The following is a 20,677-nucleotide window of genomic DNA, read 5'->3' on the forward strand; positions in this document are numbered from 1 at the left end:
GCCAAGACCGATGTTCTATTTTTACCAAAATCGTTCAATAGGCTGAGCGATAAACACACAACGGTAATGTGATACGGCTATATTGCACTTATATGTATTGGTGTGACAGAGTGAATGCACCCTTCGGGGAGAATGCGAGAAAGAGCCTGCCGTGAGTAATATTGACAGCCGTAAGCCCAGTGGCGAACCGAGATGGCTTGGTCCTGCCAGCCCGACGCGGATCGCCCTGATCCCGCCAATATCGGCTGCGCGCTGGCTGCTGGTTCTCGTCGCCCTTGCGGGCATCTACTTCTTCCACGGCTTTCTCGTTCCGGTTCTGGCCGCCCTTGTCATCGGCTTCGCCAGCTGGCCGGTCTATACGCGGCTTCTGCGGCAGGTGGGCGGCAACACCACGCTCGGCGCCTCCATCGCCATCATCCTCATCCTCACCTTCCTCGTGGTGCCGATTTTCATCGCCGCTTCCTATACGGCCAGCGAAATCCGCGAATGGTTCGGCTGGGCGGTGCATGTCAACAAGGTGGGCGCACCCGTGCCAGACTGGATCGCGGCGCTGCCCGGCGTAGGCTCCTGGCTCGGCGAGCAGTGGGTGAAATATATCGGCACACCGGGTGCGATCGGCGAAGTGATCCAGCTCGTCAGCGGTGCCAATATCGGCAATATCTACCGGGCGATCCTCGCCGCGGGCAACGGCGCGTTCCACCTCGTGCTGACCCTGCTGTTCATGTTGATCGCGCTGTTCTTTGTCTATCGCAACGGTGCCGGCTTCTCCCATCAGGTCGATCTTGTGGGAGAACGCATCCTGCCGACGCGGTGGGAGCGCATTTCCCGCGTCGTGCCAGCCACCATCAGCTCCACCGTCACCGGCATGACATTGATCGCCATCGGCGAAGGCATAATCCTCGGCATCGCCTACTGGATTGCCGGCGTCCCCTCGCCCGTCACACTCGGCGTGCTCACCGGTGTCATGGCGCTCATCCCGGGCGGCGCGCCGCTCTCTTTCACTCTCGTATCGATCTATCTGGTCGCCAGCGGCTCTCCCGCTTATGGCCTGGGGCTATTCATCTGGGGTTCGGTAGAGCTTTTCATCGTCGACAAGACCATCCGTCCGAAACTCGTCGGCGGCCCGATCAAGCTGCCTTTCCTGCCGACCTTTTTCGGCCTCGTCGGCGGCGTCAAGACCATGGGCTTCCTCGGCCTCTTCATCGGCCCGGTGCTGATGGCGCTGCTGGTAGCAATCTGGCGGGAATGGGTGCGAGAGGTGGAAATCTCCACTGGCGCCACCGTCGACGTTCCGCCGACCCCTACAGCTGAAAATGACCCGCTCGACGACATCGTTGCGCGTGAAGAGGATAGCAACGAAGCGACGGCGTTCCGAAAAGCAGCGTCTTAAACCTCGTCTTCGTCATGCTCGGGCCTGTCCCTGGCATCTGCAACCCAACGATGTTACCAGACGTCGGCAGATCCCCGGCACGACGCCGAGGATGACATCGCCAAGGGCGGCATCGAGTGTTCTGCAAAGCGCGCCGATAGCGCCCGCCTCGCCTTTAAAGCGTCTTCTCCATGAACAGGCTGAGCGGGTCCGGCTTATAAGGCGCAAACGCCTCTATCTCGACAAACCCCGCCTTGCGGTAAAGACCGATCGCCTCCGGCTGGCTGATGCCGGTTTCAAGCCGGATGGCGGTAAGCCCAAGCTCGGCGCCGCGCGCAATGAGCGTATCCATGATCAGCTTGCCGATCCGCAATCCCCTCGCCTCCGGATCGACGAACATGCGCTTGACCTCCGCCGTACCGTCACCCGCCTCCACCAGCGCGCCGCAGCCAACGACACGGCCATCATGCCGCGCCACGAAAAAGGAGACATTGTCCTTTTCCAGCTGGCCGATATCGACCAGATGATTGCTTTCGGCGGGATAAAGCGATGCCATATAGACGTTAGACAGATCGATAAGGCGCAGAACCGCTTCCTGCCGGGGTGTTTCAAGCTTGATTTCGGGGGCCAATGCGATGCCTGCTTTCTCTCAAAAAAATGCGTATTTCGTCGTAATGTCACTGCAATCGAGATAGATGAGTTTTTAGAGCATAATTCCCGACAGAGGCAACACACACCATGAAAACAGCCCTCGTTCTCATGACCTTCCTAGGCTGTGACGACACCGCCACCGATTGCCATTACCTCGCCACCTCGCAGCAGCGCTGGACGAGCATCGAACTATGCGACGCCGTGTCGGAGGAAGAGCTGGAACGTTTCGCAAATGCGTCCTACCCGGTCGTGGTGGCCGTGTGCCAGACACCGGGCGAGCAGACGCCCCAGACTGCGGGCAACGCGCCCGCAACGCAGCCTCCCGCCGCCACGGCCCCGGCCGGAACAGAGGAGCCATCGGCACAGGTCACGCAAAAGGAAGAAGAGAGCCTGACAAAACAGGCGATCAGCCGCGTCAGCCGCATCCTGCCTTCCACTGAAGGCGTGAAGCACCTGCTCGGAACGCCGGTCAGAATGGTGGAAAACAGCTATTCGTGGATTGCCAAGCGGTTCGAGAAGTAGGCCTCAGGCAGCCTCGACCGTCAGCGCTTCCGCATAGTGCCGCGCTTTCTGCCGCTCCTCGGCAATGGTCAGTTTACGCACGGCGTGCAAGAGTTCGAAAAGCGTTTCGGAACCATCGACGCTGCTGAAATGCGCAAGAAGTTCGGCCGATACAGAGGCTGCGGCCTGCGACAGATGCGATCGGGCGGCGCGGCGCCACATCAGCGTCGCCTCAATGAAGACATCAACCACATCGCCCAAAAGACCGACGGACTGGAACAGCGCCTTCAGCGCGTGCGGCCGTCCGGTCGCCAGAATGGCGCGCACCTTGCGGTCGTCGAGACCTGAGAGATTGACCATCGCCGCCGTGAAAAACTCCAGCCTGCCCGAACAGACGGCATGGATGAGAAGCGCCGGTGTCAGTTCCAGCCTTTGCCGCAGATGCTCCACCAGCGCCGGCAACTCCGGCGACGAAACATTGGCGGCGATGAGGATGGTGGCGGAATCTTCCGCTTCGCGGAAAATACTGTCGGCGCGGTTGCGCGCGATCAGGGCATGAACCAGCGCCGAACCTGCCAGGGCCTCGCTGACGCGCGCCATCAGAAGATGGCGGGTATCGGCGGGCAGCACCTCTCGGCACAGCAGCAGGTCGCGAATGTCGGCGTTGCAGCCATGCCGCTCGGCAATGCGGCGCAGCGAAAACGGTGTGATGAAGGCGTCGTCGTTCTCTAGAAGGATCATCGTTTCCGGCAGATCACCGACTTCGGCAAGTGCTGCGCAGACACCGCGCGGCAGGCCCCGCCTTGCCGCAATGAAGGCGCGTGTTAGGCTTTCACCGCGCCCGGCGAGATCGACCAGATCGGCCTCGCCAAGAACCGGCGAGCGGGCAATCACGGTGCAGGCAATCTCCGGCTGGTCTTCGGCAAGCGAAACGAGAATGGCGCGCGGCGCATCGGGATCATCCGCCAGCGCCTCGGCAAGTGCCAGCCGCACGCGCGGAGATGGGTCGTCAAGAAGATAGGTCATCGCCATATAGGCGGCGTCACGGTTCTCCCGCGCCATGTCTGAATGCAGATAGGCACGGCCAAGCGCATTGGCGGCCTTCGCCCGCTCGGTCGATCCAGCCTTTTCAGACCAGCGAAGAAATGCCTGTACGATCACCTGAGCCTCGAAACACATTCGCAACAATGGACGACGGCATCATTGCCGCCGCCATGTATAAAACTCTAGGCGCAAATAGTTTACGTTTGGTTCACCATAAAATTTAACAGTTGCCGGCGAAGAAGTTCTACGGCGCAGTAGACGGACGCTTCAACTGAAACACGTCGCTGCCGCCGTCGCAGTAGTCCATGTAACCCATACGGGCCACCGGACGTGCCAGTCCCATATCGATGCGACCATCACGAATGATCGCATCGTCGATGTGAATAGCCATGACCTGCCCGATCACCATCCAGGAATCCGCCGGCGTGCCGTCGATGTCCTTCAGCTGGATGATCTCGGTCACGCGACATTCCAGAACGGCCAGCGCCTCCCCCACGAAAGGCGCATCCACCACCCGCCCGTCAACGGCAGTCAGACCGGCAAGCCGGAACTCGTCGACATCATAGTTCACCGGCGCAGAAGACGCGTTCATCCGGTCGACGAGGTGGCGGCTGACGAGGTTGGCAGTGAAGACACCGGTCTCCTCGACATTGCGAAGGCTGTCCTTGCGCCCGCTGGAGGAAAACATCACCAGCTTCGGCCGGTCCGAAATCGCGTTGAAAAACGAATAGGGCGACAGGTTGAAAGAGCCGTCCCGGCCTTTAGAGCCAATCCAGCCGATCGGCCGGGGCGCGACGATAGCCTTGAACGGATCATGCGGCAGGCCGTGCTGGTTGGTGTCGGTGGTGTAGAACATCAGACGTCCCCAACCCAGGTTACCACATCCGCAAGCTCCGGCCGTGGCCGCTCCACAAGCGGGAATGTCGTCGAGCCGATATGGATATATCCGGCGACCTTCTCGTCTGCGGCAATCCCCAGTTCCGACAGGAAGGCCGGGTCGAAGGCAAGCCATTCCGTCAGCCAGTTCGCCGCATAACCATTGGCGTTGGCGGCGAAGATGAGATTGAGGCACACTGCACCGGCGGACATGATCTGTTCCCATTCCGGAATCTTGAAATGCGGCTTGGCGGTGCTGATGACGGCGATGACGACGGGAGCGCGCGTGAAGCGGGTGCGCTCCGCGTCCTGCTGCTGCAGGTCCAGTTCCGGGTTCTTCTCAAGCGCGATCCGGAGCGCTTCTTCCCCGAGACGCACGCGGTCTTCGCCGCGATAAACGATGAAGCGCCACGGCGCCAGTTTGCCATGGTCAGGCACGCGCACGGCAAGGCGCAGGATTTCCTCGATTTCCGCTTTCGATGGACCCGGCTCAGCAAGTTGCAGGGCGGGGGTGGAGCGGCGAACCTTGAGATAGTCGAGGAGCTTGATGTCACTTGTCATGATCAAAATTCTTCCATTGTGCTGTCATCGCGAAATTATGGGCCTTGAAATAGCCACGGCATTGGTTTTGAAGTGATGCGGGAAAATCAAGAAGTCAATCGGTATCGAAAATGTCGGCAATCAAAATCGCGGCACGTCTGGCCATTGCGTTCGCCGCGATCGGCGTTTTATCACAGGCAGCCTTTTCGCAAGACGCTTTCAAGGACTTCAAGCAGCTTGGCGGCACGCCTAAAATGCCGAAACTCAATGCGTTCACCGCTCCTACCGCCCCGAATGCCCCCGCAAGCACCGCCCGTGATATTGACATGGAAGCGAAACTGACGAGTGAAGGCGAAGCGGTGAAGGAAGGCCTTTCCTGGCGCGTCTTCAGCCCCATTCCGGGCGCTGACGGCAAATTGCCGATGCTGGCAAGCTCCGAAGGTGGTTCGGCGCAGTTCCATCTGGTACCCGGCGAATATTTCGTCAACGTTGCCTTCGGGCGCGCAGGTGTTACCAAGAAACTCAATGTTCCGAGCTCCGGTAATGTCCAGAAACAAGTGCTGATTCTCGATGCTGGCGGTTTCGTTCTGAATGCGATCGCGGGTTCCGACAAACAGATCTCCGCTAACCAGCTCAAATTTTCCGTCTATTCCTCCGACGCACGACCGGATGGCGAGCGCGGCCTTGTCATGGCCGACATCAAGCCCAACACCGTCGTTCGCCTCAATGCCGGCACCTATCATGTCGTTTCCGAATACGGCAACGTCAATGCGGTGGTGCGCGCCGATATTCAGGTGGAGGCAGGCAAGCTGACCGAAGCGACCCTGCAGCATCAGGCGGCACAGATCACGCTCAAGCTCGTCTCCGAACAGGGCGGCGAAGCCATTGCCGATACGGCTTGGTCGGTGCTGAACGGCGGCGGCGACGTTGTGAACGAAAGCGTCAGCGCGTTTTCGACCATGGTTCTGGCGGAAGGCGAATATACCGCCATGGCCCGCAACAAGGACAAGGTCTACCAGCGCAACTTCAAGGTCACGTCCGGCCGGGACGCCGATGTGGAAGTGCTGATGAAGGATCAGGCGCCGGAAGACATGACCGGCGATTTCGAATAGGCCGCACTTCCCTCAGCCAGTAACGAAAACGGCCCCCGAAGGGGCCGTTGTTTTTTGTCACGCAACCTGCTTCTTCGCCGCAAGCTTGCGCTTCACATCCGGCGGCGTCGCCTCTTCCACGAGGCTTGTAATCGCGTCTTCGAGCGACATCGGCGTCTGGTTCTGGGAACCGAGACGGCGGATGTTGACAGTGCGCTCTTCCGCTTCCTTGCGTCCGCAGACGATGATGACCGGCACCTTGGTCACCGAGTGCTCGCGGACCTTGTAGTTGATCTTCTCGTTGCGGAAGTCGGTTTCGACAGCCATGCCCGCCTCGCGCAGTGCTTCGGCAACCTCGCGGCCATAATCGTCCGCATCCGAGGTGATCGTCGCGACCACGACCTGAAGCGGCGCGAACCACAACGGCATGTGACCGGCAAAGTTCTCGATCAGGATACCAAGGAAGCGCTCCATCGAGCCGCAGATGGCGCGATGGATCATCACCGGCTGCGTCTTTTCGGAGTTCTGATCGATATAGAAGGCGCCGAAACGTTCCGGCAGGTTGAAGTCCACCTGCGTCGTGCCGCACTGCCATTCACGACCGATGGCATCCTTCAGCGTATATTCGAACTTTGGCCCGTAGAAAGCGCCCTCGCCCGGCAGAATGCCGGTCTTGATGCGGCCGCCGGACTGTTCCTCGATGGTTTTCAGAACCTCCATCATGACGCTTTCGGCACGGTCCCAGAGATCGTCGGAACCGACACGCTTTTCCGGACGGGTCGAAAGCTTGACGACGATCTCGCTGAAACCGAAATCCTCATAGACCGAGAGGATCAGGTCGTTGATGCGCAGGCATTCCGCCGCCATCTGCTCTTCCGTGCAGAAGACATGCGCATCGTCCTGCGTGAAGCCGCGAACGCGCATCAGGCCATGCAGTGCACCTGAAGCCTCGTAGCGATGGACATTGCCAAATTCAGCAAGGCGAACGGGCATTTCGCGGTAAGACTTCAAGCCATGCTTGAAGATCTGCACGTGGCCGGGGCAGTTCATCGGCTTCAAGGCAAAGACGCGCTGGTCCGCATCCTCGTCATCGGGATGGGTAAAGGCATGGGCGGATTTCACCGCGAACATGTTTTCCTGATACCAGCCCCAGTGACCGGAGGTTTCCCACAACGACTTGTCCAGCACCTGCGGCGCGTTGACTTCCTGATAGGTATTGGCAAGCCGACGGCGCATATAGGCCGTCAGCGTCTGGAACATGCGCCAGCCCTTGCCGTGCCAGAAGACCACGCCCGGACCTTCTTCCTGGAAATGGAACAGGTCCATTTCCCGGCCAAGACGGCGGTGGTCACGCTTTTCGGCTTCGGCCAGAACGTGCAGGTAATTGTCCAGCTCTTCCTGGGTCGCCCAGGCGGTGCCGTAGATGCGCGACAGCATCGCATTGTTGCTGTCACCACGCCAATAGGCGCCGGCTACCTTCATCAGCTTGAAGGCCGTACCGACCTGACCCGTGGACGCCATATGCGGGCCGCGGCAAAGATCGAACCAGTCGCCCTGATAATAGATCTTCAGGTCCTGACCTTCGGGAATGGCATCGACCAGCTCGACCTTGTAGTTTTCGCCCTTTGCGGCAAACACTTCCTTGGCCTTCTCGCGCGACCAGACTTCGCGGGTAAACGGCTTGTTGCGCTGAATGATCTCCTTCATCCGCTTTTCGATCTTCGGCAGATCTTCCGGCGTAAAAGGTTCGTTCTTGGCAAAGTCGTAATAGAAGCCGTTCTCGATGACAGGGCCGATCGTCACCTGCGTGCCGGGCCACAACTCCTGCACGGCCTCGGCCATGACGTGGGCGGCATCGTGGCGGATGAGTTCCAGCGCGCGGCTGTCCTCACGCGTGACGATTTCTATCTTGCCATCGGTGATTGCCTCGGACAAATCGCGCACGGTGCCATCAAGCGCAATGGCGACAGCCTTCTTCGCAAGCGATTTGGAGATGGATTCGGCGACCTCGCGGCCGGTCGTGCCGGCGGGATAGCTGCGTACGGAACCATCGGGAAATGTAAGGGAAACGGTTTGTGACATCGTCGAATGCTCCTGATCCAGTCCCGCCAACGAATGCGGGTGGTGTTGGAATAAAAAGAACGCCCTCTTTCGCAGATGGGCAGGCAGGCTGATAAAGAATTTTCCCGTTCCAGTCAAAGGTGAACGGCGGCTCAGCGAAGCATTTCGGCAATTCCATTGACGGTATTGGCGTTGCGGGTCGTGCCGATGCCGAGCTTCTTCGTGGTCAGCGCAGAGAGAAGCCGGCTTTCGCTTGGCTTGCCGCAAAAGTCGATCCACAGGTCACCGCCGACAATGGCGATCTTTTCCTTCTGGCGGTACTTCTCCAAGAGTCCAAGATAATCCCCGGCAAGCGGCTTGCGCATCACCCTTACGCAGACATCCGGTGGATTGCCATCCGGAAACGGGTTTGTGGCAGTCAGGGCCAGCCAATCAGGCGCTGAGCGAACGAGAATATCGACGTGTTTGCCGAACCGTTTTTCAAAGGCGCGCTCCAGCGCCTCCTCGATTTCGCAGACAGGCGCCTCCGGTGCACGGAAGACCAGATTTCCGGTCGCAACCAGCGTCCTGCATTCCTCAAAGCCCAGCTCCTGCGCCATTTCACGCAGATCGGCCATGATGAGCCGCTTGCCCGCCCCGAGCACGATGCTGTGCAGAAGAGCGACATAGGTCATCGATGCAGCATCCAGTATCGCCAGGGCGTCCACCAGTGCTTGTCAGCGGCCAGCGTTTCCGGCACGGGGTCCAGCCCGCTGGTGCCGCCCGGACCGCAACGCGCGACGCGAAACAGCGTCATCCACCCGCCCGGCCAAAGTCCGTGGCGGGCGATCGCCTCATAGCCATATTCGGAACAGGTAGGAATGTGGCGGCAGGAATTGCCGACGAAACCCGACAAAGTCAGCTGATAGAGCCGGATGAAGCCAACACCGAAAAGACGGCCTGGGGTCTTCGCAAAGACTCCCCCCCAGTTGCGGGATCGCCCGACCTTCTCCCCCGTCTTCTGATGTCCGCAGTCCGGTTCACCGCACATCGCCTAACCCGCAGCGTTCAGAACCGGCCGGGCTTCGATCTGGTCGAGAGCATCGACCACTGCTTCGAAGGTCAGCATGGTCGAGGCGTGGCGTGCCTTGAAATCCCGGACGGGTGAAAGCACCCGCATATCCTCGAAACGGCCTGTTGGCCCCTCGCCGCCCTGTTTCAGCATGGCAAGCATGTCTTCCCGCGCCTGCCGGATCTCACCGCTGGAGGCGCCGACGACATGATGTGCCATGATCGAGGCGGATGCCTGGCCGAGCGCGCACGCGCGAACCTCATGTGAAAAAGCCGTGACGATGCCGCCTTCCACCTTCAGATAGACCTTGAGTTTGGAACCGCACAGCCGCGAGTGTTTTTCAGCGCTGGCATCGGCATCATCAAGCACGCCGGTCAGCGGAATATTTCCGGCAAATTCCAGAATTCGGTTGTTGTAGATATCGTCCATCATCAGGTATCCGGCGTTCAAGAATGCCCAAAAACGGGACAGGATATTTTTTTCAAACACAGCGTTTGTCGCAGTGGAGCTTTCCTGCCCTTCATTCCCATTATATGCTAACGAGCTTCCTGGACATCAAGCCGATATGAAATTAACGGCTCCGATACCGAAATATCAGCATCGGCCTTGCCAAAATGCTGTAAAACAACCAGATAGCAGCAACGGTGGACGAAGTCCCCGCTACGAAAAACAAAGTTCAGGTGCGGCCTTGACCCGCATCGGGAGAGACGGAATGGATGCGATCGTGAAGAATTTCCCCGGCGCTGGCGCAAAACCCGATGTGGCAGAGGCTCGCCCAAGCCAGACGGAAGCGGAAGAAGCAGTGCGCGTTCTTCTGCGCTGGGCAGGAGAAAATCCCGCCCGCGAAGGACTCCTGGACACGCCGAAGCGCGTTGCCAAGGCCTATCGCGAACTGTTCGCCGGTTATGAGCTGAACGTCCAGGACGTTCTCGGCACGACCTTCGAGGAAGTTGGCGGTTATGACGATGTGGTGCTGGTGCGCGACATCCCCTTCTTCTCCCATTGCGAACACCACATGGTTCCGATCGTAGGCAAGGCGCATGTCGCCTATCTTCCGGCTGGGCGCGTGCTCGGCCTGTCGAAGATCGCCCGCGTCGTCGAAATCTTTGGCCGCCGCCTGCAGACGCAGGAAAACATGACCGCGCAGATCGCAAGATCCATCGAGGAAACTCTGAAGCCGCGCGGCGTGGCCGTCATGATCGACGCCGAACATATGTGCATGTCCATGCGCGGCGTAAACAAGCAGGGGTCCACGACCCTCACCACCAGCTTCACCGGCACCTTCAAGAACGACCCGGCAGAGCAGGTGCGCTTCATGACCATGGTGCGGAACCGCTAACGGTTCCGCTTTTTCCCCGGGGTAGCAATGTCCATTTCGTTTCCGTCCGCGCCTGCGGACAAGGAAGTGCTTGAAAATTCAGGTCTCTTCTCACCGAAATTCGATGCCCACGGCCTTGTCACCGCCGTGGTCACCGATGCGCGTGATGGTGAATTGCTGATGGTCGCCCATATGAATGCGCAAGCCCTGTCGTTGACGCTGGAAACGGGCATCGCCCACTATTACAGCCGCTCGCGCGACAAGATCTGGAAAAAGGGCGAAACCTCCGGCAACCTGCAAACCGTGAAGGAATTCCGCACCGATTGCGATCAGGACGCCGTATGGCTGAAGGTCTCCGTCGCCGGCCATGACGCAACCTGCCATACCGGCCGTCGCTCCTGCTTCTACCGCACGGTCGAGTTGGCCGATGGCAATGCCGTCACCAGAATCACCGACGATACCCGCCATTTCGACCCGGCGACTACCTATTCTGGCACGTGAACGGCCACCTTCCATCCGCCGCACCAATTTGCTACCAATAATTCAGGATTCGGGGAGGAACAGACCGGGTCCTGGGAGCAGGCAGGGAGTGTACGGTCATGTTGGGCTGGGGAAGCAATCGTCACAATGCTCTTGCGGCTGGCAACACCGAAACAATCGTCAAAGAGGTCGTTGATACGCGCCGGATTGCGCTTGCGCTCGGCGGTGGTGCTGCGCGCGGCTGGGCCCATATCGGCGTCCTGAGGGCACTAGACGAGGCCGGGGTGAAGATCGGCATGATTGCCGGAACCTCGATAGGCGCGCTGGTCGGCGGTTGTTATCTCGCCGGAAAGCTCGACGAGCTGGAGGAATTTGCCCGTTCGCTGACGATGCGGCGCATTGCCGGCCTGCTCGATCTGACGATCGGCGGCGGCGGTCTCTTCGGCGGCATGCGGCTGACCAAGCGCATGCAGGAGCATCTCGAAGGCTTGCGCGTCGAAAACCTCGAGCACCCTTTCATCGCCGTCGCCACGGAATTGCGCACCGGCCACGAGGTCTGGATTCACCAGGGCGACCTCGTCACCGCACTGCGCTCATCCTATGCGTTGCCCGGCATTTTCGAGCCCGTGCAATGCAACGGCCGCACCCTGATCGACGGCGCTCTCGTCAACCCCGTGCCGGTTTCGGTCTGCAGGGCCTATGAGCAGGCGCTCGTCGTCGCCGTCAATCTCAATTACGATCTGTTCGGCCGCTCTGCCGTGGTCAAACATTCCTCTTCGCCCCCTAATGGCGCAGCACCTTCCCTGGAAGGTCCGCCGCGCCCTGGCCTGCCGGGCGTCATGGTGCAGGCCTTCAATATCATTCAGGACCGGATTTCGCGCTCGCGTCTGGCGGGCGACCCGCCCGACCTTATGCTGCATCCCCGTATCAACGATATCGGCCTGTCGGAATTCCATCGCGCCAGCGAAGCCATCGACAGGGGATACGAGGAAACACGCGCCCGCGTTCCCGAGCTGGAGCGCATGCAGCAGGCGTTCCGACGCTAACGTACACTACAAATATTCGTGCTGAGCATTCCAGCTTGCGGTAGCCGCAGCCTCCTAGGCCGTCATTCCTGCGCGTGTCACAGGAATGACGTAGTCGTTTCGAAATGACTATTGCGGACGCGCCGGAAACGAAACCTCATCCGGCGATATAGGCCTTGATATGTTCGGCTTCCGCCTCGATCTCGCCGATCCGCGCCTTTACCACGTCACCGATGGAGATGATGCCGGCAAGACGACCGTCGTCCTCAACCGGAATATGGCGGAACCGCCCTCCGGTCATGATTTCCATCAATTCGTCGGTGGTGGAATTGTGATGACAGCGGATGACGTTCTTCGTCATGGCCACCGAAACGGATTGCAGAAGGGAGGCAGCGCCCTCGCCTGCCACGACCTTCACCAGATCGCGTTCCGTGAAAATACCGAGAACGACGCCGTCGGCATCGGTCACGACGAGTGCACCGATCTTGTGCGCATTCAGCGTTGCTGCCGCCTCGCCGATGCTTACGCTCGGTCCCACAGTCACGACATTCCGGCCCTTGCGGTCGAGAAGATCTTTTACGAATGTTGCCATGCCTTCCTCCTCCTGTCAGCAATCTGCAACGCGGCGAAGTCTCTCCGCGGTTGCAAATCATGGAACATGGTGCGCTGAGGCCTATGCGAATGCAATCCCGGATGGGACCTGCACAAGCAAATTTGCGCCACGGCCGACAAGGAGCGTGATCGCCCTAAAGCGGGTGTTCCACACTTCCACTGGAAAGGTTCCCGCGGATCGGGCGATCAAACAGGCCGAAGAACAGGAAGCCGAGCAGAAAGCCGAAGACATGGGCATCCCAGGCGACTTCACCGCCGACATCGCCAAACAGCGGCACGCCGACCGCGATCAGGACATTGCCGAAAAGCCACATCAGCGTGAAGATCAGCACGGTCCTGTTCGAAAGCGCCGCGACAATGCTCTGCCTCGGCATCAGATGGCCGAAAGAGGCGCTGTAGCCGCCGCGTGACGGGAAAGCGAAACGGCACGCGGCTCCCATCAGGGCCGAAACGACACCAGATGCTCCGATCAGAACCGTCACATCGCCCCAGTTCAGCGCCGCGTGGCCAAAAGCTGAAACGGCGGCGGATATGCACCATAACAGTACGAAGCGAAGCGTTCCGATCCGGCGCAGAACCGGCGCACCAAAGGCCATCAACCACAATCCGTTAAAAAGAATATGCTCGATGCCGCCGTGCAAAAAAGAATATGTCACTGGCGTCCAGAGCCATTCCAGCCCCTGCTGGGATAATGGCACCGCGTAACGCAGCGGAATGAAGCCGAAGGTGAAGATGAACCAGCCGTTGCCATCCTCCGAAAGAAGATAGGCCGGAACCACAAAGGCCAAGAGCAGCGCCGCCAATATGCCGACCAGAAGCGGCGGCAGGTTGAAGACGGGATTATGTGCGTCCTCTTTCAGTTCCTGACTTTCCGAAACCGGCGGCTGTTCGCCGTCGCCGTTGGACATGATTCCATCCCTGTTTTTGTGGAAATTTGCGTCTCCCGAGCAATATAGGAAGCCCGCGCGAAAAAAAAGCCGTCCTGCTTTTCGGGCCACGACGCAAAAACCGCAATCGGTTCAAGCGCGTGTACCCAAAGGGCAGTCCGGCCTGCACGCCCGCCGTAAAATTACGGGCGAAAGCATTAATTGTGCTGACTGGGAGCATGTCCCCGACATGGCCGCAGCGATGCCACGAGCTTGGTCGTCGCGCAATCTCAACCATTTGTTAACCTTAACAAAATCGGTTGGCACGAAATTCGCTACACCACAAGTAACAGACGTTCGGATGGACATGATGTCCCAAAAACGAACATGGAGAACGATGCTATGAAGAGCATGGCCGGACTGGAGATATATGCCTATTGGGACACGCTGCGCGGCAATAAACCTGCGCCCCGCCGAGAAGACTTCGATCCCGCAAAGCTGAAACATCATCTCGGCGACCTCTTCATCCTCGTGGACAAGGGAGAAAGGACGCCATTCTTCCGCCTTGCAGGCACGCACCTGTGCGACCTGTTCGGCCGGGAATTGCGCGACAGCCCGTTCTCGGATCTGTGGCCAGCGGCAAGTGCCACCTTCCCCTGCCGTGTCGCACGCGGCATCCTGCAACATCAATTGCCCGTGGTGTTCGATATCGAAGCGGAGGACGACCATGGCGCGGCGCCGCTTGCTTTCGAAATGCTGCTCTTGCCACTAAGTTCGGATAATGACACAGCCCCGAGATTGCTCGGAGCGCTGCTGCCGGAACGGCCCCGTCACGAATTCGCAGCACCGATCAGTTGCCTCGTCATGAAAAGCAGCCGCCTGCTACGCATGGATATCGCGCCGACAACGTATTCTACGAATGCGCGAACCGCTGTGATGCCGCATGCGGTAACCCGCTGACTGCCGCATCCCACCCCGCATGGTGAGGGTGGATCGCGTATGATCGCGCCGGAATTTCGTACGAAATACGTCAAAGCTGTAACGATTTTGACGATTGCAAAAATTGTAAGGGTTAAACAATACAGTCTGTTAACCCGGGCGGCGTAGAGATTTGTCATCATCACTGGTTACAATTGCGCTGCCATGTTCTCATCACGTTCGGTCAACACTGCCCAAACCCTGCGTCCGGTTGAAGAGGTTCACTTCGACGATCCCGTCCGTGTGTCCTTCACCGGCCGCCTCATGTTGCCCGATCACCAGGAATATGATTGCACCGCAACCGAGATGACCGCCGAAAGAGCGCTGTTCGCCTGCTCGGGCATTGCGCGCAACGGTGATCGCGTCATCTCCTATCTCCAGCATATCGGTCGCATCGAAGGAACGGTTACGGCGCTTACCGCGTCAGGCTTCGTCATTGCCATCAATGCGCCCGAACGCAAGCGGGAAAAGCTGGCCGCCCAGCTCGCATGGATCGCCAAACGCCAGCTGCTCGGCCTGCCGGAAGACCGCCGCCACGACCGCCTGACACCACGCAATACCCGGGCACATCTGATGCTGGAAGACGGCGTGCTTCTCGCCTGCCGGCTGATCGACCTTTCCTTGTCGGGCGCAGCCATCGAGATCGAAAACCGGCCTCCACTCGGCACCAGGGTCCAGCTTGGCAAGAACATGAGCGGCAAGATCGTACGCCACTTCATGGAAGGCGTTGCGGTCGAATTCGACCGGGTCCAGTCGCCCGACGCCCTGATCGAATTTCTCTAGGTCATTTCCCGTAATACCGTGGAGCGGTATGTCCGTGCGGCAAGTGCGGCATTCGCTAGATCTTGTCACGGCAATCGCTTTCCGGCGCTCCGGCCGTGAGCCGGACTACAGCCAGCACAAGTCTCTGCGCCGAAAGAGCTTTTCCCGCCACGCAGGCGCACATCGATCCGATTCCGGCTCAAGGCCGGAATGATGGGAGCAGACTGCTTTCGTCTACAAAAATGCCGCTCGTGCATTTGCGCTGACAGTTTAAAATACTGCTCCAGGCATTTTTTCCAAGAAAAAAACAGTTTTCTTGAAGTTTTTTTCGCTGCCTTTTTGCCCTGTCCCGACTTGAAACACCAATCCCAAAACGGGAAATCCGCGTCTTCGATACGCTCCGCGGCCTGACTACCCATCATCGCAAAAATATCTCTGTGCCGAAAATCGCTTTCAATACAGCAGCCTAAATGGCTACCAAAAACCTAAGGTCGAGATGCGTAAAATTGTAATAAAACTTGCTTCAAACACGCGTAAAAACTAACTCGAATACAGTTCAAAACAAGCGCTAATTTGCTGAAATATAAGCTCAAATTGACACGCGCATCTTTCCGCGGGGTCAAAATATACATGCGAGTGTCTCCTCAACACGGGGAGACAAGCAATGAACAAAAACAACCGTTTCGGTTTCTTTCTGATCGCATTCATCGTCAGCGCCATCGCCCATCAGGCCAGCGCTTCGCCATCCGCCGCCATGCGCGTGATCGGCAAGGCCAACCCGCCGATCGGCCACTACGAGTTCTGCCAGACCTATCAGAGCGAATGCCAGCCGACATCGCTGGACAACGGCCCGATGAAACTGACCGAAGAGCGCTGGAAGACGATGCTGGACGTCAACTATACCGCCAACACCACGATCACGCCGATGACCGACATGGAAATCTACGGCGTCGAAGAGCGCTGGGCCTACCCCACCACGGTCGGCGATTGCGAAGATTTTGTGCTTCTGAAGCGCAAAATGCTGATGAACAAGGGCTTCTCCGCCAATAACCTGCTGATCACGGTTGTTCTGCAGCCGAATGGCGAAGGCCATGCAGTTCTGACCGTTCGCACCGATCGCGGTGATTTCGTCCTCGACAACATGCGCAACAAGGTTATGAACTGGTCGGAGACCGAATATACCTACCTGAAGCGTCAGGACACCGCCAATCCCGGACGCTGGGTGAAAATACAGGATGGCCGCGCCACCACTGCGGTTGGCGGCATCAACTGAAGCCACCCAAACCCACGCAAATACCGTCTCCCCAAAAGAAAAAGCCGGCTCCGCGAAGGAAGCCGGCTTTTTCATTTCAATCACATCCATTGACGATCAGAGCAGGCCTAGTTCGGCCAGTTCCCGCTTGAGGTCGGAGGGCATCTCCTCGCCGCCGAAATCACCGCCGCCGAGATCGCGTGGGGCCTCGTTGTCCTTGAGGTAGCGCCAACCCTGAAACGGTCGCTTCGGCGCAGGCGACGTCTCGATCACCTCGGGGCCGAGAATGAGATCGCAGCGGGTAATCCCGTCGTCGCCCTTGAAGGAACGTATGTCGAGAAGTTTCTGCCGTGCCTGCACCTGGCCCTTGATGACCCAATAGAGCGAACCGCCTTCCAGCAATTCGTCAAGCCGTTTCGGGATCATCCGCGTGGTGTGGACGCTGTGCGGCTCAAGGCCAGCGGCGATCGCGGTCAGCGAGCGATGCGCGACCCAGTCTCTCAAATCCTGGAGTGAATCCGCTCCGACGCAAAGTTTTATAAGATGTAGAGGCATATGCTTATCAATGCCTTTTTGCGTCGGGCGTCAAGCATGTGGACCATGCCTGACGCCCTGCCCGCTCAGCATTCCACAACGTTGACGGCAAGACCACCGGTGGAAGTTTCCTTGTACTTGTCGCTCATGTCGTTGCCGGTCTGGCGCATGGTTTCGATACAGGCATCGAGCGGCACGAAATGCTGGCCGTCACCCTTCAGCGCCAGGGAAGCCGCCGTTACCGCCTTCACCGCACCCAGCGCATTGCGCTCGATGCAGGGCACCTGCACCAGACCGGCGATCGGGTCGCAGGTCATGCCGAGGTGATGCTCGAGCGCGATTTCGGCGGCATTCTCCACCTGTTCTGGCGAACCGCCCATGACGGCGGCAAGGCCTGCGGCCGCCATGGCGGCAGCGGACCCAACCTCGCCCTGACAGCCGACCTCGGCACCTGAAATAGATGCATTATGCTTGATGATGCCGCCGATTGCGGCCGCCGTCAGCAGGAAATCGCGAACATCGTCAACGGTCGCATCCTCGTGGAAATGCCGGAAATACCGGACCGTGGCCGGAACGACACCCGCAGCACCGTTGGTCGGCGCTGTCACCACGCGCCCGCCCGCAGCATTTTCCTCGTTCACGGCCATGGCATAGACGCTCAACCAGTCATTCGCCATGACAGGATTGAGCCGGTTGCTGCGCCATTCCTCATTCAGCTTCTCGTAGATGGAGCGGGCACGACGGCGCACCTTCAGGCCACCCGGCATGATACCATCCACCTTCAGCCCGCGCTCGATGCAGCCGTTCATCGCCTCCCAGATCTGGTCGAGGCGCTCGTTCAGCTCGTCGCGGGAGATTACCGTTTCTTCGTTTGCGCGCTTCATCTGGGCGATGGTGCGGCCGGAGCGGCCCGCCATCTCAAGCATTTCCCGCGCCGTGGCGAACGGATAAGGCACACGCGGACCATTATCGATGGTCTTGCCGCGCTGCTTGATCGCCTCCAGTTCCGTATCGGTCACGACGAAACCGCCGCCGACGGAATAATAGATGCGCTTGAGAAGCAGCCTGCCCTGATTGTCGAAGGCGGAAAAGGTCATGCCGTTGGCATGGCCGGGCAGCGGGTTCTTCTTGTCGAAGACCAGATCCTCGGCTGGGTTGAACTCATAGGAGGGGTGGCCGGGTGGCGACACGGTACCGGCCTTTTCAACCTTTTCGATGATCGGGTCCATGGCGTCGGGGTCGACGAGATCCGGCCGCTCGCCCGTCAGGCCGAGGATGACCGCACGGCCGGTGCCGTGGCCAATGCCGGTAAAGGCAAGCGAACCGTGCAGGCTGACCTTCAGGCGCGACACGGAAGCACCCGCCGGACGCGGCCATTCATCACCGAGGATAAGCGCAAGAAAGCGGTTCGCCGCCGTCATCGGCCCCATCGTATGCGAGCTGGAAGGACCGATACCGATCTTGAAGACGTCGAAGACCGAAAGAAACATGAGGCTTACCTTGAATAAGAATGGATTCCACCGCCATCATATCCAAAGCCGCGACGGATCGCCACAAAAGAGCGGCACCGGCTTTTGCAGCTGCGACATGCGGGCCGCAGAAACGAAAACAGCACGGTTTCCAGAGGAAACCGCGCCGTTTCAAAACCCGTCATTCATGAGAAGTGCTTATGGGCTGCCAAAAATGTACGTCAATGCGAGAAATGCGGCAAAGCCTGCAAGCGCGCGCAAGGTGACGGCCCAACAGGATTTCTGAGCGGTTTCTTCCATGATTACTCCAGCTATTCACTCTCCGGGCGATCTTCAAGACCGGGCCCGTTGGGGGAAGCATTTATTAAAATCCGGCGCAGAACGCAAATGCAAAAAGCGGCTAAATGAAGGCGTTTTTGACGGGCTGCCATTCGTCAGTTGCATAGGTGTGTGAAAAAACAAGGCTTTAGATCGGGGCTTTCGGGTTACCCCTTTTTGCCGTTAGCCTCAATTTGAACCAAAGTGTAACTGGTTTATGAAGGTTTCGCACAAACGCCTGTTGAAGCCAGCGGCAATCGGCATTCCAGAGTTGAATTTCAGTGTCCGGACTGTTGTGCCTTGAAAGCCTTTCGGCTGTGCCTTATCGACAGAAAACGGCAACGGGATTCGTCATTACATGCAGCAGGCATCATCTTTTCCGGACCGCGAGACGGTCGCATCGAAACTTGCCTCGCTTGCAAGCGAGGACAAGGCGTGGGTGCTGCTTTTGATGGAAAACGTGTTGCAGGATGAAAACCTGCTGGCCGGCCTCAATCTCTATCTCGATCAACAGGCCAATGCCCGCTTCCTCAACAGTCTGAAACTCGAGACATCAGGCGAATGGCTGGGCTGTAATGCCCCTGCCCGCCTGCAGATACGCATCACGGAAGCGGCCAAGGCCAGCCAGCATCCTGCCTATCTGGCCTTCCGCAAGGGACTGACGGCATCGGCAGGCCTCGAAAAAGCCTACCCCAAGGCGCCGATCTGACTTAGTCAGGCACCCTGTCGACGACAGCGATAATCGGCCCCATGGCAAACAGGGAATCGCGCCTTTTCATCGCGGGAATGTCGACACTGGAAATCGTCCCGTCGAGATACAGCGCGTTTGGCGCATCCAGCGCATCCCTGAACAACGTCGCGAAGTCGTAAAAACGCACGGTGTTTTCCGAAATCGCGAAATGCACCATGCCATCGCGCGACACGCCGACGCCGTTGCGGCGTTTCAGGCTGTCGCTATCGGGCAGAAATCGCGGATGCAGCTTTCCATCGATCACCAGCATCGGGCCGGACTGGGTGGCAAAATCAGGCTTCAAGCCGGCAGAGACATAGCCCTGCGTTTCCAGAACGCCCGCCATTGCACCCTTCAGATAAAACACGCCATTCGGCAGAAGATGGAAATTGCCCCACCCGCCGGCGGTAATAATCGGCGAACGTTCGACGCCGTTTTCGACAAAGAGGCCAACGGGAGAATAGTCGGAATGATACATGCCGCCATTCATGGCGAAAACGCTGAACATGTGCTGCCGCCACAGGGCGGAGGAGAGATCGGAGAAGGAGCGATATCCCTCACCCGAAACATGATCGCGGTCGTAAATCCGAATCATGCTTTTCGCCGGATCGAAACTGCAGACGATGTAACGTCCGCCCGCATGCTCCATGGTTTTGCAGAAATCCACCTGTCCGCCCGCCTTAGCCGAAAACGGCAAAAGCAATGGCAGCAGCAAGCTAATCAGTCTTTTCGTCACCAGTCTTTTCATCAACGCCCGCTCATGCCCTCTCGCCCCATCTTAATACGGCGCGATTCTTACTTCATGAACTGTGACGGTGAAATCAGGTAAAAGAAAAGGCGTCCCCTTCATTCAGGGAGACGCCAGACCTTGGAGGGGAGAGACTTAGCGACGCGCGGCGCGGTCTACGCTACGACCTGCGTCCTGCGTGGCGTCCACTGCATTTGCCGTATCCCGGCCAACGCCGCGAATGGTATTACCGCAGGAACTCAAGGTCACGACGGTCAACAAAGCCACGAAAACTGTCGAAAGAATACGTGTGATCATTTGAAATAACTCCCCTATGACTTGCCGTCCAAAGGCAAGCGCCGATGTGATATGCGTCACAATAACGTGAGCATTGGAAATCGGTTCCACCGGCGTTTGAAAAA

The 20,677-nt window shown here is 58.7% G+C and carries 25 protein-coding genes; 11 read left to right on the forward strand and 14 right to left on the reverse strand.

Going from position 1 to position 20,677, the window contains the following annotated elements; all coding sequences use genetic code 11:
• Nucleotides 1-151: 151 nt before the first annotated feature.
• On the forward strand, nt 152-1,390 hold the full coding sequence (locus ASD46_RS19765) for an AI-2E family transporter (RefSeq protein WP_003515654.1): 1,239 nt from the start codon (nt 152-154) through the stop codon (nt 1,388-1,390).
• Nucleotides 1,391-1,544: 154 nt separating this feature from the next.
• Here the strand turns inward: ASD46_RS19765 and ASD46_RS19770 are convergent, their stop codons facing one another.
• On the reverse strand, nt 1,545-2,000 hold the full coding sequence (locus tag ASD46_RS19770) for a GNAT family N-acetyltransferase (RefSeq protein WP_025593662.1): 456 nt from the start codon (nt 1,998-2,000) through the stop codon (nt 1,545-1,547).
• Nucleotides 2,001-2,107: 107 nt separating this feature from the next.
• Here ASD46_RS19770 and ASD46_RS19775 point away from each other — a divergent pair, with 107 nt between their 5' ends.
• Complete coding sequence (locus ASD46_RS19775) at nt 2,108-2,542, forward strand: hypothetical protein (protein WP_025593664.1); 435 nt, start codon at nt 2,108-2,110, stop codon at nt 2,540-2,542.
• 3 nt (nt 2,543-2,545) lie between these two features.
• Here the strand turns inward: ASD46_RS19775 and ASD46_RS19780 are convergent, their stop codons facing one another.
• The 3 genes from ASD46_RS19780 to ASD46_RS19790 all read right to left on the reverse strand — a co-directional run bounded on the left by ASD46_RS19780 (nt 2,546) and on the right by ASD46_RS19790 (nt 5,002).
• A complete protein-coding gene (locus tag ASD46_RS19780; RefSeq protein WP_035198346.1) occupies nt 2,546-3,700 on the reverse strand; it encodes a DUF2336 domain-containing protein in 1,155 nt (384 codons plus the stop codon).
• Nucleotides 3,701-3,809: 109 nt separating this feature from the next.
• Entirely contained in the window at nt 3,810-4,421 is a 612-nt protein-coding gene (locus ASD46_RS19785; protein ID WP_025593667.1) for a flavin reductase family protein, read from the reverse strand.
• On the reverse strand, nt 4,421-5,002 hold the full coding sequence (locus ASD46_RS19790) for a nitroreductase (protein ID WP_025593669.1): 582 nt from the start codon (nt 5,000-5,002) through the stop codon (nt 4,421-4,423). Before ASD46_RS19790 ends, ASD46_RS19785 begins: the two co-directional genes overlap by 1 nt.
• A 110-nt stretch (nt 5,003-5,112) precedes the next feature.
• Here ASD46_RS19790 and ASD46_RS19795 point away from each other — a divergent pair, with 110 nt between their 5' ends.
• Nucleotides 5,113-6,093 (forward strand): hypothetical protein, encoded by a 981-nt coding sequence (locus ASD46_RS19795; RefSeq protein WP_003515664.1) that lies wholly within the window; start codon nt 5,113-5,115, stop codon nt 6,091-6,093.
• Between the two features lie 57 nt (nt 6,094-6,150).
• On the opposite strand, the gene thrS is transcribed toward ASD46_RS19795, so the two are convergent.
• The 4 genes from thrS to ASD46_RS19815 all read right to left on the reverse strand — a co-directional run bounded on the left by thrS (nt 6,151) and on the right by ASD46_RS19815 (nt 9,613).
• A complete protein-coding gene (gene thrS / locus ASD46_RS19800; protein WP_003515666.1) occupies nt 6,151-8,154 on the reverse strand; it encodes a threonine--tRNA ligase in 2,004 nt (667 codons plus the stop codon).
• Nucleotides 8,155-8,285: 131 nt separating this feature from the next.
• Nucleotides 8,286-8,807 (reverse strand): DUF1697 domain-containing protein, encoded by a 522-nt coding sequence (locus ASD46_RS19805; RefSeq protein ID WP_025593671.1) that lies wholly within the window; start codon nt 8,805-8,807, stop codon nt 8,286-8,288.
• Complete coding sequence (yidD, locus tag ASD46_RS19810; RefSeq protein WP_013636304.1) at nt 8,804-9,163, reverse strand: membrane protein insertion efficiency factor YidD; 360 nt, start codon at nt 9,161-9,163, stop codon at nt 8,804-8,806. The genes ASD46_RS19805 and yidD overlap by 4 nt, the downstream gene beginning before the upstream one ends.
• 3 nt (nt 9,164-9,166) lie before the next feature.
• Complete coding sequence (locus ASD46_RS19815) at nt 9,167-9,613, reverse strand: iron-sulfur cluster assembly scaffold protein (protein ID WP_025593674.1); 447 nt, start codon at nt 9,611-9,613, stop codon at nt 9,167-9,169.
• Between the two features lie 283 nt (nt 9,614-9,896).
• Here ASD46_RS19815 and folE point away from each other — a divergent pair, with 283 nt between their 5' ends.
• From folE to ASD46_RS19830, 3 genes are all read left to right on the forward strand, one after another.
• The gene (folE, locus tag ASD46_RS19820) at nt 9,897-10,523 is read left to right on the forward strand and encodes a GTP cyclohydrolase I FolE (protein ID WP_003515674.1); all 627 of its coding nucleotides are present in this window, start codon (nt 9,897-9,899) and stop codon (nt 10,521-10,523) included.
• A 27-nt stretch (nt 10,524-10,550) separates the two neighbouring features.
• Nucleotides 10,551-11,003: a phosphoribosyl-AMP cyclohydrolase gene (hisI, locus tag ASD46_RS19825; RefSeq protein ID WP_013636306.1), complete on the forward strand. Its 453-nt coding sequence runs from the start codon at nt 10,551-10,553 to the stop codon at nt 11,001-11,003.
• 98 nt (nt 11,004-11,101) lie between these two features.
• On the forward strand, nt 11,102-12,028 hold the full coding sequence (locus ASD46_RS19830) for a patatin-like phospholipase family protein (protein WP_025593676.1): 927 nt from the start codon (nt 11,102-11,104) through the stop codon (nt 12,026-12,028).
• Between the two features lie 136 nt (nt 12,029-12,164).
• Here ASD46_RS19830 and ASD46_RS19835 read toward each other — a convergent pair whose 3' ends face one another.
• Together ASD46_RS19835 and ASD46_RS19840 are read right to left on the reverse strand one after the other, a co-directional pair.
• Nucleotides 12,165-12,599 carry a CBS domain-containing protein gene (locus ASD46_RS19835; RefSeq protein ID WP_003515681.1) on the reverse strand — a complete coding sequence of 145 codons (435 nt, stop codon included), beginning with the start codon at nt 12,597-12,599 and terminating at the stop codon, nt 12,165-12,167.
• A 154-nt stretch (nt 12,600-12,753) separates the two neighbouring features.
• Nucleotides 12,754-13,527 carry a rhomboid family intramembrane serine protease gene (locus ASD46_RS19840; RefSeq protein ID WP_013636308.1) on the reverse strand — a complete coding sequence of 258 codons (774 nt, stop codon included), beginning with the start codon at nt 13,525-13,527 and terminating at the stop codon, nt 12,754-12,756.
• A 360-nt stretch (nt 13,528-13,887) separates the two neighbouring features.
• Here ASD46_RS19840 and ASD46_RS19845 point away from each other — a divergent pair, with 360 nt between their 5' ends.
• The 3 genes from ASD46_RS19845 (at nt 13,888) to ASD46_RS19855 (ending at nt 16,498) form a co-directional block, all read left to right on the forward strand.
• Nucleotides 13,888-14,445, forward strand: a complete 558-nt coding sequence (locus ASD46_RS19845; protein ID WP_025593679.1) for a PAS domain-containing protein — start codon at nt 13,888-13,890, stop codon at nt 14,443-14,445.
• A gap of 183 nt (nt 14,446-14,628) precedes the next feature.
• Complete coding sequence (locus ASD46_RS19850) at nt 14,629-15,246, forward strand: PilZ domain-containing protein (protein WP_003515693.1); 618 nt, start codon at nt 14,629-14,631, stop codon at nt 15,244-15,246.
• 643 nt (nt 15,247-15,889) lie between these two features.
• Nucleotides 15,890-16,498, forward strand: a complete 609-nt coding sequence (locus ASD46_RS19855; protein WP_019566128.1) for a transglutaminase-like cysteine peptidase — start codon at nt 15,890-15,892, stop codon at nt 16,496-16,498.
• 96 nt (nt 16,499-16,594) lie between these two features.
• Here ASD46_RS19855 and ASD46_RS19860 read toward each other — a convergent pair whose 3' ends face one another.
• The gene (locus ASD46_RS19860; RefSeq protein WP_013636312.1) at nt 16,595-17,032 is read right to left on the reverse strand and encodes a DUF1489 family protein; all 438 of its coding nucleotides are present in this window, start codon (nt 17,030-17,032) and stop codon (nt 16,595-16,597) included.
• Between the two features lie 65 nt (nt 17,033-17,097).
• The gene (locus ASD46_RS19865; protein WP_013636313.1) at nt 17,098-18,501 is read right to left on the reverse strand and encodes an L-serine ammonia-lyase; all 1,404 of its coding nucleotides are present in this window, start codon (nt 18,499-18,501) and stop codon (nt 17,098-17,100) included.
• Here ASD46_RS19865 and ASD46_RS27165 point away from each other — a divergent pair.
• Nucleotides 18,500-18,766: a hypothetical protein gene (locus ASD46_RS27165; RefSeq protein WP_025593682.1), complete on the forward strand. Its 267-nt coding sequence runs from the start codon at nt 18,500-18,502 to the stop codon at nt 18,764-18,766. The two genes, ASD46_RS19865 and ASD46_RS27165, sit on opposite strands and share 2 nt — an antisense overlap.
• Before the next feature lie 390 nt (nt 18,767-19,156).
• Nucleotides 19,157-19,507, forward strand: a complete 351-nt coding sequence (locus tag ASD46_RS19875) for a hypothetical protein (protein ID WP_003515702.1) — start codon at nt 19,157-19,159, stop codon at nt 19,505-19,507.
• 1 nt (nt 19,508) lies between these two features.
• On the opposite strand, the gene ASD46_RS19880 is transcribed toward ASD46_RS19875, so the two are convergent.
• The gene (locus ASD46_RS19880) at nt 19,509-20,276 is read right to left on the reverse strand and encodes a phosphodiester glycosidase family protein (RefSeq protein ID WP_029658772.1); all 768 of its coding nucleotides are present in this window, start codon (nt 20,274-20,276) and stop codon (nt 19,509-19,511) included.
• Nucleotides 20,277-20,411: 135 nt separating this feature from the next.
• On the reverse strand, nt 20,412-20,573 hold the full coding sequence (locus tag ASD46_RS19885; protein ID WP_003515706.1) for an entericidin A/B family lipoprotein: 162 nt from the start codon (nt 20,571-20,573) through the stop codon (nt 20,412-20,414).
• Between the last annotated feature and the right edge of the window lie 104 nt (nt 20,574-20,677).

It is taken from the genome of Rhizobium sp. Root491 (assembly GCF_001427205.1).
Classification (GTDB): Bacteria; Pseudomonadota; Alphaproteobacteria; order Rhizobiales; family Rhizobiaceae; genus Agrobacterium; species Agrobacterium tumefaciens.

What these genes read in the sequence shown, in the direction of transcription:
- ASD46_RS19775 (WP_025593664.1), top strand. Translation starts at nt 2,108, where the DNA reads ATGAAAACAGCCCTCGTTCTCATGACCTTCCTAGGCTGTGACGACACC.
- ASD46_RS19780 (WP_035198346.1), bottom strand. Translation starts at nt 3,700, where the DNA reads ATGTGTTTCGAGGCTCAGGTGATCGTACAGGCATTTCTTCGCTGGTCT.
- ASD46_RS19785 (WP_025593667.1), bottom strand. Translation starts at nt 4,421, where the DNA reads ATGTTCTACACCACCGACACCAACCAGCACGGCCTGCCGCATGATCCG.
- ASD46_RS19790 (WP_025593669.1), bottom strand. Translation starts at nt 5,002, where the DNA reads ATGACAAGTGACATCAAGCTCCTCGACTATCTCAAGGTTCGCCGCTCC.
- ASD46_RS19795 (WP_003515664.1), top strand. Translation starts at nt 5,113, where the DNA reads ATGTCGGCAATCAAAATCGCGGCACGTCTGGCCATTGCGTTCGCCGCG.
- thrS (WP_003515666.1), bottom strand. Translation starts at nt 8,154, where the DNA reads ATGTCACAAACCGTTTCCCTTACATTTCCCGATGGTTCCGTACGCAGC.
- ASD46_RS19805 (WP_025593671.1), bottom strand. Translation starts at nt 8,807, where the DNA reads ATGACCTATGTCGCTCTTCTGCACAGCATCGTGCTCGGGGCGGGCAAG.
- yidD (WP_013636304.1), bottom strand. Translation starts at nt 9,163, where the DNA reads ATGTGCGGTGAACCGGACTGCGGACATCAGAAGACGGGGGAGAAGGTC.
- ASD46_RS19815 (WP_025593674.1), bottom strand. Translation starts at nt 9,613, where the DNA reads ATGGACGATATCTACAACAACCGAATTCTGGAATTTGCCGGAAATATT.
- folE (WP_003515674.1), top strand. Translation starts at nt 9,897, where the DNA reads ATGGATGCGATCGTGAAGAATTTCCCCGGCGCTGGCGCAAAACCCGAT.
- hisI (WP_013636306.1), top strand. Translation starts at nt 10,551, where the DNA reads ATGTCCATTTCGTTTCCGTCCGCGCCTGCGGACAAGGAAGTGCTTGAA.
- ASD46_RS19830 (WP_025593676.1), top strand. Translation starts at nt 11,102, where the DNA reads ATGTTGGGCTGGGGAAGCAATCGTCACAATGCTCTTGCGGCTGGCAAC.
- ASD46_RS19835 (WP_003515681.1), bottom strand. Translation starts at nt 12,599, where the DNA reads ATGGCAACATTCGTAAAAGATCTTCTCGACCGCAAGGGCCGGAATGTC.
- ASD46_RS19840 (WP_013636308.1), bottom strand. Translation starts at nt 13,527, where the DNA reads ATGTCCAACGGCGACGGCGAACAGCCGCCGGTTTCGGAAAGTCAGGAA.
- ASD46_RS19845 (WP_025593679.1), top strand. Translation starts at nt 13,888, where the DNA reads ATGAAGAGCATGGCCGGACTGGAGATATATGCCTATTGGGACACGCTG.
- ASD46_RS19850 (WP_003515693.1), top strand. Translation starts at nt 14,629, where the DNA reads ATGTTCTCATCACGTTCGGTCAACACTGCCCAAACCCTGCGTCCGGTT.
- ASD46_RS19855 (WP_019566128.1), top strand. Translation starts at nt 15,890, where the DNA reads ATGAACAAAAACAACCGTTTCGGTTTCTTTCTGATCGCATTCATCGTC.
- ASD46_RS19860 (WP_013636312.1), bottom strand. Translation starts at nt 17,032, where the DNA reads ATGCCTCTACATCTTATAAAACTTTGCGTCGGAGCGGATTCACTCCAG.
- ASD46_RS27165 (WP_025593682.1), top strand. Translation starts at nt 18,500, where the DNA reads ATGAGGCTTACCTTGAATAAGAATGGATTCCACCGCCATCATATCCAA.
- ASD46_RS19865 (WP_013636313.1), bottom strand. Translation starts at nt 18,501, where the DNA reads ATGTTTCTTTCGGTCTTCGACGTCTTCAAGATCGGTATCGGTCCTTCC.
- ASD46_RS19875 (WP_003515702.1), top strand. Translation starts at nt 19,157, where the DNA reads ATGCAGCAGGCATCATCTTTTCCGGACCGCGAGACGGTCGCATCGAAA.
- ASD46_RS19880 (WP_029658772.1), bottom strand. Translation starts at nt 20,276, where the DNA reads ATGAAAAGACTGGTGACGAAAAGACTGATTAGCTTGCTGCTGCCATTG.
- ASD46_RS19885 (WP_003515706.1), bottom strand. Translation starts at nt 20,573, where the DNA reads ATGATCACACGTATTCTTTCGACAGTTTTCGTGGCTTTGTTGACCGTC.